The sequence below is a fragment of the Halopiger xanaduensis SH-6 genome (assembly GCF_000217715.1).
Lineage (GTDB): Archaea > Halobacteriota > Halobacteria > Halobacteriales > Natrialbaceae > Halopiger > Halopiger xanaduensis.
In genome coordinates this window covers 2737447-2748099 of record NC_015666.1, presented here as the reverse complement: position 1 = coordinate 2748099, position 10653 = coordinate 2737447, and the positions used below count along the sequence as shown (strand labels likewise).

General features: G+C 68.6%; 12 protein-coding genes. 9 read left to right on the top strand and 3 right to left on the bottom strand.

The genetic code is table 11. The annotated features are described in order from the left end of the window. Positions 1 to 27: 27 nt before the first annotated feature. The 3 genes from HALXA_RS13375 (at position 28) to HALXA_RS13365 (ending at position 2854) form a co-directional block, all read left to right on the top strand. Positions 28 to 804, top strand: coding sequence for a coenzyme F420-0:L-glutamate ligase (locus HALXA_RS13375; protein ID WP_013880910.1), 777 nt, complete (start codon positions 28 to 30; stop codon positions 802 to 804). A 50-nt stretch (positions 805 to 854) separates the two neighbouring features. Beyond that, positions 855 to 1667, top strand: coding sequence for a class I SAM-dependent methyltransferase (locus HALXA_RS13370; RefSeq protein ID WP_013880909.1), 813 nt, complete (start codon positions 855 to 857; stop codon positions 1665 to 1667). Between the two features lie 158 nt (positions 1668 to 1825). Then, a complete protein-coding gene (locus HALXA_RS13365) occupies positions 1826 to 2854 on the top strand; it encodes a 5,10-methylenetetrahydromethanopterin reductase (protein WP_013880908.1) in 1029 nt (342 codons plus the stop codon). A 53-nt stretch (positions 2855 to 2907) separates the two neighbouring features. Here the strand turns inward: HALXA_RS13365 and HALXA_RS13360 are convergent, their stop codons facing one another. Next, a complete protein-coding gene (locus HALXA_RS13360) occupies positions 2908 to 3108 on the bottom strand; it encodes a hypothetical protein (protein ID WP_013880907.1) in 201 nt (66 codons plus the stop codon). 157 nt (positions 3109 to 3265) lie between these two features. On the opposite strand from HALXA_RS13360, the gene HALXA_RS13355 reads away from it, so the two are divergent. The 6 genes from HALXA_RS13355 (at position 3266) to yciH (ending at position 9088) form a co-directional block, all read left to right on the top strand. Then, positions 3266 to 3571: a DUF7573 domain-containing protein gene (locus tag HALXA_RS13355; protein WP_013880906.1), complete on the top strand. Its 306-nt coding sequence runs from the start codon at positions 3266 to 3268 to the stop codon at positions 3569 to 3571. Between the two features lie 113 nt (positions 3572 to 3684). Then, a complete protein-coding gene (locus HALXA_RS13350) occupies positions 3685 to 3879 on the top strand; it encodes a cold-shock protein (protein WP_013880905.1) in 195 nt (64 codons plus the stop codon). Between the two features lie 313 nt (positions 3880 to 4192). Next, positions 4193 to 5224, top strand: coding sequence for an AAA family ATPase (locus HALXA_RS13340; protein WP_013880904.1), 1032 nt, complete (start codon positions 4193 to 4195; stop codon positions 5222 to 5224). Positions 5225 to 5247: 23 nt separating this feature from the next. Next, positions 5248 to 6306 (top strand): DUF58 domain-containing protein, encoded by a 1059-nt coding sequence (locus tag HALXA_RS13335; protein ID WP_013880903.1) that lies wholly within the window; start codon positions 5248 to 5250, stop codon positions 6304 to 6306. Continuing rightward, on the top strand, positions 6303 to 8696 hold the full coding sequence (locus HALXA_RS13330) for a DUF3488 and transglutaminase-like domain-containing protein (RefSeq protein ID WP_013880902.1): 2394 nt from the start codon (positions 6303 to 6305) through the stop codon (positions 8694 to 8696). Before HALXA_RS13335 ends, HALXA_RS13330 begins: the two co-directional genes overlap by 4 nt. A 98-nt stretch (positions 8697 to 8794) precedes the next feature. Further along, positions 8795 to 9088, top strand: a complete 294-nt coding sequence (gene yciH / locus HALXA_RS13325) for a stress response translation initiation inhibitor YciH (protein WP_004217450.1) — start codon at positions 8795 to 8797, stop codon at positions 9086 to 9088. Between the two features lie 191 nt (positions 9089 to 9279). Here the strand turns inward: yciH and HALXA_RS13320 are convergent, their stop codons facing one another. Next, a complete protein-coding gene (locus HALXA_RS13320) occupies positions 9280 to 9657 on the bottom strand; it encodes a rhodanese-like domain-containing protein (protein WP_013880901.1) in 378 nt (125 codons plus the stop codon). Between the two features lie 362 nt (positions 9658 to 10019). Further along, the gene (locus tag HALXA_RS13315) at positions 10020 to 10631 is read right to left on the bottom strand and encodes an NUDIX hydrolase (protein WP_013880900.1); all 612 of its coding nucleotides are present in this window, start codon (positions 10629 to 10631) and stop codon (positions 10020 to 10022) included. Between the last annotated feature and the right edge of the window lie 22 nt (positions 10632 to 10653).

The window sequence follows — 10653 nt, the reverse complement described above, 5'->3', positions numbered from 1 at the left end:
TTTGATAGCGGTGGTCTACCCTTCGGTATGGAACTCACACCAGTGGCGGACCTCCCCGAGATCCGCCCCGGCGACGACATCGCCGCGCTCGTGGCGGAGCGGGTCGACGACGACCTCGAGCCCGGCGACGTGCTCACCGTCGCGAGCACGATCGTCTCGAAGGCCGAGGGCCGGACGGCGGACCTCGAGGATTACCCCGTCAGCGGCCGCGCGCAGGAGATCGCGGACAAGATCGGCGAGTTGACCGACGAGGAGAAGGACCCGCGATTTGCACAGGCCGTCCTCGAGGAGAGCACGGAGTTGCTGATCGACTGTCCGTTCCTGCTGACCGAAACGCGCTTCGGCCACATCTGCGTCAACGCGGGGATCGACCGGTCGAACGTGCCGGGTCACGACCTCCTGCTGCTGCCGAAGCGACCGAGCGAGAGCGCCGAGCGCATTCGTCAGGGGCTCGAGGACCGCGGCGTCGAGGACGTCGCGGTGATCGTCACCGACACGTGCGGTCGCCCGTTCCGCCACGGTCAGCGGGGCGTCGCGATCGGTTGGGCGGGGATGCCCGCGAGCCGCGACTGGCGCGGCGAACGGGACCGCGACGGCCACGAGCTCGAGGTCACGGTCCAGTCCGTGGTCGACGAACTCAGCGCCGCCGCGAACCTCGTCACCGGCGAAGGCGCGGGCGGAACCCCCGCGGTCGTCGTCAGCGACTGGGACTTCGGCGACCTCGAGGGCAGCGACGAACTGTTCCGGTCGGTCGAAGACGACCTCGTGCGGCAGGCGCTTCGCGAGTGGGAGTTCGACGGCTGACTCGAAGGCCGGCACGAGAATCAAGGACACAGCGGTGGTACGTCACGGCGATGGACGCAACTGCGACCGAGCCGGCGTACGCCTGCGGACGCTGCGGACGGCGACTGTCCTTCCGGAAGTCCGTGGACGAGGACGGCCGCGCGCTCGTCTGTCCGAACGGTGACGCGACGATTCCGGTCGTCGACGGCGTTCCGCGCTTTCCCGTTCCCGACGGCGACTCGTCCCACGAAACGCTGTTCGACCGCTTAGCGCCGATCTACGAGTCGCCGTTCTGGTTCGACCCGCTGTACCGCTTCGTCGGCGGTCCCGCCGCGCCGCGGGACGACCGCAAGACGGTTGTGGAGATGCTCGAGCTCGAGGATATCGATGTGGCTGACGGCGATACGCCGACCGTCCTCGACGTCGCCTGCGGTACGGGTCGAATCGCTCGCCCAGTCGCCGCCGCCGCGAACGTCGTCGGAATCGACATCTCCGCGGGGATGCTCGAGCGGGCGATGCGGTACGCCGCCCGAGACGGCGTCGACGTGGCGTTCGCGCGGATGAGCGCCGACGACCTGTGGTTCGACGCGAACGCGTTCGACCGCGCGACCTGCTGCTGGGCGCTGCACCTGCTTCCGGATCCGGACGCGGTACTCGAGGAAATCGCCCGCGTACTGCGCTCCGATGGGATGTTCGTCGGGACCGCGTTGGTTGAGGACTACGTGCTCGAGCTGTTGCCGGTTCGAGCGACCGCGAAAGGCGTCCTCGACGTCGAACCGTTCGACGCGACGGACCTCCGACGCCGACTCCGGACGGCGGGGTTCTCGAGCGTCGAGTTCGATCGGCGCGGGGCGGCACTGTTCTTTCGGGCTCGCTGTGAGTGAAGCTGAGTGACTGGAGACGAAACGGCGACAACGGCCACCGTCGCCGGTGACGGTGGGCTTTTTACCGCGGTCGCCGACCCTGCGGACATGAGTCGACACGCGGCACCGGCTCGTCCCTCGAGCGGCGAGTCGACGGGACGAACCCGGAGGGTTAACGGATGAGCGACGGCGAACCGGATTCCGGACTCGAGTCGGGCGCGGACCCGACCTGGGGCATCGAACTCACCCCCGAACATCCACCCAATCGGATCGCTGACTTGGCGGCGCTCGCGGAGGACGAGGGGTTCGACCTCGCGCTCTCGAGCAGTCACTACTTCAACCGCGACCCGTTCGTCGTGCTCTCGCGGATGGCCGCGGCGACCGACGAGATCCGGCTGGGACCGGGCGTCGTCAACCCCTACGAGACCCATCCCGTGAAACTCGCCGCGCAGACGGCCACGATCGACGAGGTCAGCGACGGGCGCGCCGTCTTCGGCGTCGGCGCCGGCGACCGCTCCGCGCTGGCGAACCTCGGCGTCGACCGCGACCGGCCGCTCCGGCGCGTCCTCGAGACGTTCGACGTCGCGCGGGACCTCTGGGCCGGGGAGACCGTCACGCACGAGGGCACCTTTACCGCCCGGGACGCGTCGCTCAACCTCGACGAACGGGAGATTCCGGTCTACGTCGGCGCGCAGGGGCCGCACATGCTCCGAATGAGCGCCAAGCACGCCGACGGCGTGCTGATCAACGCCGCGCACCCGCGGGACCTCGAGTGGGCCGCCGGGGAGCTCGAGCGGGGGCTGGCGGAGCGACCGGAGGACCGCGGCGCGTTCGAGTCGCTGGCGTTCGCGAGCGTCAGCGTCGCCGGCGCCGAGGACGACGCGCGCGAAGCCGCCCGACCGCCCGTCGCCTTCATCGTCGGCGGCGCGGCCGAGCCGGTCCTCGAGCGCCACGATATCGACCGCGACGCGGCGGGCGCGGTCAGCGAGGCCCTCGAGCAGGGCGACCTCGGCGAGGCCTTCGACCGCGTGACGCCGGCGATGATCGACGCGTTCTGCATCGCCGGAACCACCGAGACGGTCGCCGAGCGGTTCGAAGCGGCCGTAGAGTACGTCGACGGAATCGTCGTCGGCTCGCCGCTGGGGCCGGACCTCGAGGACGCGATCGAACGGGCGAGCGAGGCACTGACGCGTGCGACGACGGACTGATAGCTGTCGGTTGCAGTCACCGATCGTCGGAATCGCCACAATCGGCGATCCGATTAGCTGGACGTCGAGGAGAAGAGGCTGCCGATCGCACCGAGGGTCAGGACGCCGAAGACTGCGAGCGAGAAGACGACCAGGGCCATGCCGGCGAGCACCAGCAGCGGCGCGAGCCCCTCGCCGAGGGCGACGTCGGTGAAGAGCCGAGTCATCTCCGTGATGTTGTCGACGATCACGTTCAGCGGTGTGGCGGTGTCCATGTGTGGGGGTTGTCAGCGATGGTACTTGGCGGTGCCGGTCCCGCGTCGCGGCGCGGGCAGCAGGGCGGTCCGATAGCGGCGACGGGGCCCGTGAAGGACGAACGGGCGTTCGAGGAGAGTCGGAGCCACTAAGCCGATACCGACCCTACCCTGCGCCGTGACCGACGACGCGACCCTCTCGGACTTCGCCGACGACGCGAGCGACGAGCGGGACGACGCGAGCGCCGATGAGCGGAACGGCTCGAGCAGCGACGAGGATGCGGCCGACGAGCGCGATACCGTTCCGGTGGAACACGACGGCACCGACGGCACTGACGGGACGAAACGAGCCCGAGCCGACCCGAACCCGTCGCTCTCGACGTACGCGTGGGGCGAGTACGTCTGCGCTCGGTGCGACGAGGAGAGCGACCGCGTCTGGCGAGACGGCGACGAGTTCGTCTGTCCCGACTGCAAGGAGTGGTGAGGTGCTCGAGCGGTGACGGCCGCCCCGGCGAGGACCGTTTGACACCCCGGTACAAAGACCACTACAACGCGCCCCGAACATTTATGTCTCCGTCATGGTTCTAGAGAGGTGCAATGGCGAAAGGTACGGTCGCATTCTTCAACGACACTGGCGGCTACGGGTTCATCGAAACTGAGGATTCGGACGAGGACGTGTTCTTCCACATGGAAGACGTCGGCGGCCCCGACCTCGAGGAGGGGCAGGAGGTCGAATTCGACATCGAGCAGGCCGATAAGGGCCCGCGAGCGACCAACGTCGAGCGACTTTAGACGGATCACCAAGAGGTATCGTTTTCTGATCATTACGCGTGTAGCGACGGCTGTCTCGTTCTAACGGCCGGACGCAGTCGGACTCGTGCGTCGGATGGCAATCGCCGGCCGATGGCGGCGAGCCGGTCGCTCACGACGCCGACGCAGGAAGCCGCCGGCAACAGCGTCATTTCGGTCGATACCGAACAGGTACGAGAGTCGACACAAGGCATATATTCCGGAACGCCCGATGACGGAGCAACAGCGATGCGCCGCTATCTCCCCGCTATCGACCGCCGACCGCCCTCGCCGACCGACGCTCGAGACGACCACGATGACTGAGACTGACCCGACGCCTGCGACGAAGCCGAGCGACGAGAACGTAGAGCCGCTCCCGATACCGACCGTTACGGAGCTCTGCGAGGACATCTCGGCGAACGTCTCGCGGGTCATCGTCGGCCACGACGACGTGATCGATCACGTCGTGATCGCGCTGCTGGCCAGGGGACACGTCCTGCTCGACGACGTGCCCGGCGTCGGCAAGACGATGCTCGCCCGATCGATCGCGACGTCGGTCGACTGCGAGTTCCAGCGGGTGCAGTTCACGCCCGATCTGCTCCCGGCCGACGTGACCGGCGTCAACGTCTTCAACCAGAAGACCCGCGAGTTCGAGTTTCAGCCCGGCCCCGTCTTCGGCAACATCGTACTCGGCGACGAGATCAACCGCGCGCCGCCGAAGACCCAGTCCGCGCTGCTGGAAGCCATGGAAGAAGAGCAGGTGACGGTCGACGGCCGGACCCGCCCGCTCCCGGATCCGTTCACCGTGATCGCGACGCAGAACGCCGTCGAGCCGAACCAGACGTACGAACTCCCCCTGGCCGAGCTCGACCGGTTCATGAAGAAACTCCACCTGGGTTATCCCACGCCCGAGGAGGAGACCGAGTTGCTCGGCCGTACCGTCGGACATCACCCCATCGAGTCGCTCGAGGCGGTAACCGACCGGGAGACGGTCGTCCGCGCCCGCGAGACGGTCGCCGGCGTTCGCGTCGAGAAACCGGTCAGGGCGTACGCGGCGCGGCTCGCCGACTACACCCGCGAGAACGCGCGCATCGGCGTCAGCCCGCGCGGGACGATCGCCCTGCTGCGCGCGGCGCAGGCCCGCGCCGTCGCCGAGGGCCGGGAGTACGTGCTTCCGGACGACGTGCAGACGGAGGCCCGGGCCGTCATGCGACACCGGATCCAGACCGACGACCGGGATCGCGACGGCGACGCCGTCGTCGAGGACGCGCTCGAGCGGGTGTCGATCGAGGAATCGCGGCGAGACGACGCCGACGGCGCTCGGGCGGGTGCACGCGATCGACCGTAGGAGACCGAACTGAAACTCAATCGATGCAACTCACACGACGCGGCTGGCTAGTGCTCGCGGTCGTCGCCGCCTCGCTGGCGATGAGCTGGCAGTACGGACCGCGGTCGCTGAACGCGGTCGTCACGCCGCTGGCGGTCGCGTTCGTCGTCGGCCTCGTCACGACCGCGCGGGTCGGGCGGCCGACCGTCCGCCGACACGCCGTCGAGGCGGGCCCCGTCGGCGAGACCCGAACGGTCGCGGTGACGATCGAAACCGACGGCGCGATCGCCGCGACGGTCGCCGATACCGTCGGTGACGGCCTCGAGCCGGTCGAGGCCGACGGCGATCCCGTCATCGAGACGACGGTCGCCGACGACGCGCAGATCGCGTACGACGTCACGCTCGAGGATCGCGGCGAGCGCGCCGTCGGACCGCTGTCGATCACCGTCAGCGACGTCTTCGGCCTCGTCGAGCGCACGTTCGAGGACGACGAGACGGTCGCCGTGCTGGTCTATCCGCCGGTCCGCGACCTCCGCGGCTCGGCCGCGCTGCTCCAGACGCTCGCAGCCGAGTCCGAGGGTGCGGCGCCGGACCGGGAGGAGTTCGACCGCCTCCGCGAGTACCGGCGCGGCGATTCGCTGCGGAACGTCCACTGGAAAGCCGCCGCCAAGCGCCCGGACGACGACCTCGTCGTCGCGGAGTACGCCACCGCCGACGAGGCGCGCGCGCTCTCGATCGCCGCCGAGTGCGAGCCGGGTCCGGGCCCGAGCCGGAGCGACGAGCTCGCGACGGCCGTCGCAAGTCTCGCGACCCACTTCCTCGAGCGCGACCGGCCGGTCGGCGTGACCGTCGGTACCGAAGCGGTGGGGCCGGCGGTCGGGCGCCAGCACCGGCGCGATCTGCTGGAGTTGCTCGCCGCGGTCGAGCCCGGCGAACTCGAGGACCGGACGCGAGACGGTGCGGACGTCCTCGTCAGGGCGGACCGCGACGGGGTACGCGTCGTCGTCGACGAGCGCGCAGTGCCGTTCGAACGACTCGTCGCGGCCGTCGATGCGACGAGACGGGCGACCGGCGAGCGGGCCGGCGGGACGGTGATGGCATGAGCGCGGATTCGCGGACGCAGTCGCGGTCGCGGGCCGCCGATCCGGCCGGGGCGTTCGGAATCGACAACCTCACCGATGGCGGCCTCTTCCGCCTGCTCGCGCTCGGCTGCGTGTTGCTGCTGACCGCGTCGTACCTGTCCGTCCTCTACGACGTGACCCGCATCGTCGGCGGCACCCGATCGCTACTCCTGCTCGTCGGGACGATGCTGGTCGCGGCGACCGTCCTCGCGCGGACGATCCGTCCCCGAACCGCGACGGCGACGGCGCTCCTCGCAGCCGGCCTCGGATTCGCCTACTACCTCGAGACCAGCGGCGTCGGCGTCGGCGTCGTGACGACGGCGACCGACGCGATCATCGCGGACGTGGTGACGCTCGCGACCGGCCTCGAGTTGCTCCAGATGGTCGAGGCGGGCGTCTGGACGCTCGGGTTCGCGCCCGGGCCGGTCTTCCTGTCGTGGTACCTCGCCGTCCGCGGCCGGTACGGGCTGAGCGTCCTCCCCGGCGGCTTCGCGCTGCTCTTTCTGGTTCTGACCGGCGACGCCGAGACGCTGGTGACGCTGCTGGGCACGATCGCCGCGCTCGGGGCGGTCGGCTTCGGCGAACTCGAGCGCCGGGGCGGCGCGGGTGCGGTCGCACAGATCGACTTGCTCGCGGTCACGGTCGCCGCGATCGTCGTCCTCTCGCTGTCGGTGACGTTCGTCCCCGGCGGGCCGGCCAGCCCGGCGACGGCCGGCCTCGAGACCAGCAATGCGGGAACCCTCGAGGGGACGATCGACTCGGCCGCGGAACGATCCCAGATCGGCGGCGCGGTCGAACTCTCGCCGGACGCCCGCTTCCGGGTCGAATCGGAGCAGCCGTCCTACTGGCGAACGGGCGTCTACGACCGCTACACCGGCGACGAGTGGATCAGAACCGGGCAGAATCAACCCCTCGAGGGCGGCGCCGCGCTCGACCCGCCGCCGGGCCAGCACGATTCCGTGACCCAGACCGTCACGGCGGAGACGGAACTCGGCGTGATGCCCGCCGCCGCACAGCCGGTGGGGGTCGACGGCGGCGCCGCCGAGTACGCGACGGCTTCCATCCACGGCCAACTGCGACCGCAGACGACGCTGCTCGAGGGGGACAGCTACACCGTCGAGAGCGCGGTCCCCGATCCGATCCCGGGCGAACTCAACGATGCCGGGACCGACTACCCCGACGACGTCGAAGAGTACTACCTACAGACGCCGGAGAGTCTGTCGCCGACGTTCGAGGAGCGGACGGCCGAGATAACGGCATCCGCCACTACTCCGTACGAGACGGCCCGCATCGTCGAGAACCACCTTCGGTCGTCCAAGTCCTACTCGCTCGACATCGAACGGCCCGAGGGCGACGTCGCCGAGTCGTTCCTGCTCGAGATGGACGAGGGCTACTGCGTCTACTTCGCGACGGCGATGACCCAGATGCTGCGGACCGAGGGGATTCCGGCGCGGTACGTCACCGGCTACACGACCGGCGAGCAGGTCGGCGAGGACGAGTACCTCGTCCGCGGCGTCAACGCCCACGCGTGGGTCGAGGTCTACTTCCCGGGACAGGGCTGGGTACCGTTCGACCCGACGCCGCCGAGCGAGCGCGAAACCGTCCACCAGTCCCAACTCGAGGACGACGCGGACGCGCCCGGGACGGACGCGTCGACGGACGAAGAAAGCTCGTCGACCGACGACGAGCCGGCGCAGTCCGACGACCCGGAACAGACCGACGAAAGCGAGCCGAACGACGGACCCGCCGAGGACCCGACGAACGACAGCGAGTCCGAATCGCAGTCGACCTCACAGTCCGAGAACGGCACCGAGACGAGATCGGACAACAGTACAGCAACGTCGGACGGCGGAACCGCCGCGGCGAACGACACGGGTGAAGCGGCGGGTAACGATCTCGATCCCGGCGCCGCTGTTCGCGATCTCGTCACGATCACCCGCGAGACGGCGCTTCTCGCAGCCGTTCTTCTGGTCGGTGTCGTCGCGGTCGTCCACCGGACCGACGCCACGACGCGCGCCCGCCGCACTCTCGGCCTCTACTGGCACGGCCGCCGCGGCGAACCGGACCGCGACGCCGAGCGCGCCTTCCGCCGGCTCGAGCGACTGCTCGCGCGCGAGTACCGGCCGCGCCGGCGCGGCGAATCTCCTCGGCAGTACCTCACGGCGCTGGCGGCGACCGCTGAGGGGGAAGCGGCGGGCGGCTCGAGTGCTGCGGTTCCGCTCCCGCTCAACGAGCGAACGGAACGGGTGCTCGAGTGGCACGAACAGGCGATTTACGGCGGTGGCGTCGACCGAGCGGAAGCCGACGAGGCGATCGAAATCGTCGACGACCTGGCCCGCGAACGCCTGCCGGTGATCGGCCGTGATCGCTGACGAACGCGTTTTCGATAGTCGGTCGTTCAAAAAAGATCGCTGGAGGGCATACGGGTCCCGATAGTGTTTAATATGGCCATTTCGTAGCAAGGAACGTAATGTCGGAAGTCTGCTCGACGTGCGGGCTGCCCGAGGAACTCTGCGTCTGCGAGGACGTAGCCAAGGGCCAACAGCAACTCAACATCCGCATTGACGAGCGCAGATACGGTAAAGAGGTAACGATCGTCGAAGGATTCGATCCGAAGGACGTCGATCTGGACAGTCTGTCGTCGGATCTCAAGTCCAAATTCGCCTGCGGCGGCACCGTCGAAGACGGCCAGATCGAACTCCAGGGCAATCACACGGGCCGCATCGAAGAGTTCCTTCGGGACCGCGGCTTCAACGTCGCATGAGCCCGCGATGATCTGAGACGACTTCCGAACGAACGGCCGCCCGGCCGAATCGGCTTTTTCACCGTTTCGACGTCACCGATAGCCGAGCGGCTGTCGACCGCTCGAGTCGCGAGAACTGGAGACGAACGAGCCGAGCACCGCGAGCGGAGGGTTATGCCCCGAGGATACCGTTTTCGTCGTCTCGCTCGACGTTAGAAGGGAGATTCGGCGGGCTCAGATTCCTCATCGTCTCCGTCCCCGTCCCCATCTTCACGGACGAGTCCGAACTTCATTCCGTACTTCTCGAGGCCGCCCGCCATGCTCTCGACGGTGGCGTCGGCGGTCCCCTCGTAGGAGCCGATCAACTGCGCCGCCTGGACGCTGGCCTTCCCGTGAGGACAGACCGTAACGATGCGGTCCGCATCCTCGAACTCGTCGATACGGCTGGTGAGTTCGTGGAACGGGACGTTCTCGCTGCCCGGAATGTGGCTGTGCTCGAAGCTGTTCTCGTCGCGGATATCGACGATCCGAACGTCGGCGTCCGCCTCGAGGAGGTCCTTGACGTCGTCGGGAGAGATTTCGCCGTCCATCGTCGGCGTCTTTGTACGCAGCGCGAATAAGCCCACGGGTCGCGATCGATGTCGGACGCCTCACCGAACGATAGAATACAGACGGTGCCGGCCGAAGGCCGGCGAGAGCCCCGCGGTGATCGGGAAATCGGTGGTGCGTCGATCGTCCGACGGTACACGCAACCGTCGGCGGTGGCGAGGAAACGGTCTCGCGTCGAATGGGATTCAGGCAACGACAGCGGACCCCCATCCCTCGCCATCGATACTTTCCCCCGTGCCGGATTAAAACTGTCGGCCGACTGAATAATATCGGCTGGTGAGTACCGGGACGAAACGCGCTTCGTGGAAAACGACGGTCGATCGATCGGATGGAAAGCCGACCGCTATAGCAGCCCGTCCTCGGCCGCGAGCAACAGCGCCGCGATCGTCGCGTCGTTGGCCGGCGGCTCGCGAGCGCGCTCGAGCGCCTCGTCGACCGGGACGGTCGTCACCTCGAGGAACTCGTTGCTGTCGAGTTCCCGCTCGCCGGGCTCGAGACCCTCGGCGTAGACGACCCCGCGGGTGTGCCGGAGCACGCCGGTCGCGACGGCGTACTCCTGTAAGAGCGCCGTACTCGTCGGCCGGAAGCCGGTCTCCTCCTCGAGTTCGCGCTCGGCGGCCGCCGTGAACGACTCGCCGTCCTCGACGATGCCGGCGGGGAGCTCGAGGTGGGTTTCGCGGATCGTCGGCCGGAACTGCTCGACGAAGAGGAGCCGGTCCTCGGGGTCGTTATCGGCGCTGGCTCCGCCGTCCGACTCGTCGTCGAGTCCGTCGACGGTCGCCGCAACTGTACCGTCGATGCGGGCCACGATGACGACCGAGTCCGGGAGATCGGCCCAGTAGTAGCGCTTTTCGGAGTCGTCCGGCTGCTCGTAGCGGTCGTAGCCACCCTCGTACCAGGGCGTCTCGTACTCGGTGGTTTCCTCGCGCAGCGTCCAGTCGTCGGGTACGGGCATGGTCGACCGTGCGGTCTCGAGC

What these genes read in the sequence shown, in the direction of transcription:
- HALXA_RS13375 (WP_013880910.1), top strand. Translation starts at nt 28, where the DNA reads ATGGAACTCACACCAGTGGCGGACCTCCCCGAGATCCGCCCCGGCGAC.
- HALXA_RS13370 (WP_013880909.1), top strand. Translation starts at nt 855, where the DNA reads ATGGACGCAACTGCGACCGAGCCGGCGTACGCCTGCGGACGCTGCGGA.
- HALXA_RS13365 (WP_013880908.1), top strand. Translation starts at nt 1,826, where the DNA reads ATGAGCGACGGCGAACCGGATTCCGGACTCGAGTCGGGCGCGGACCCG.
- HALXA_RS13360 (WP_013880907.1), bottom strand. Translation starts at nt 3,108, where the DNA reads ATGGACACCGCCACACCGCTGAACGTGATCGTCGACAACATCACGGAG.
- HALXA_RS13350 (WP_013880905.1), top strand. Translation starts at nt 3,685, where the DNA reads ATGGCGAAAGGTACGGTCGCATTCTTCAACGACACTGGCGGCTACGGG.
- HALXA_RS13340 (WP_013880904.1), top strand. Translation starts at nt 4,193, where the DNA reads ATGACTGAGACTGACCCGACGCCTGCGACGAAGCCGAGCGACGAGAAC.
- HALXA_RS13335 (WP_013880903.1), top strand. Translation starts at nt 5,248, where the DNA reads ATGCAACTCACACGACGCGGCTGGCTAGTGCTCGCGGTCGTCGCCGCC.
- HALXA_RS13330 (WP_013880902.1), top strand. Translation starts at nt 6,303, where the DNA reads ATGAGCGCGGATTCGCGGACGCAGTCGCGGTCGCGGGCCGCCGATCCG.
- yciH (WP_004217450.1), top strand. Translation starts at nt 8,795, where the DNA reads ATGTCGGAAGTCTGCTCGACGTGCGGGCTGCCCGAGGAACTCTGCGTC.
- HALXA_RS13320 (WP_013880901.1), bottom strand. Translation starts at nt 9,657, where the DNA reads ATGGACGGCGAAATCTCTCCCGACGACGTCAAGGACCTCCTCGAGGCG.
- HALXA_RS13315 (WP_013880900.1), bottom strand. Translation starts at nt 10,631, where the DNA reads ATGCCCGTACCCGACGACTGGACGCTGCGCGAGGAAACCACCGAGTAC.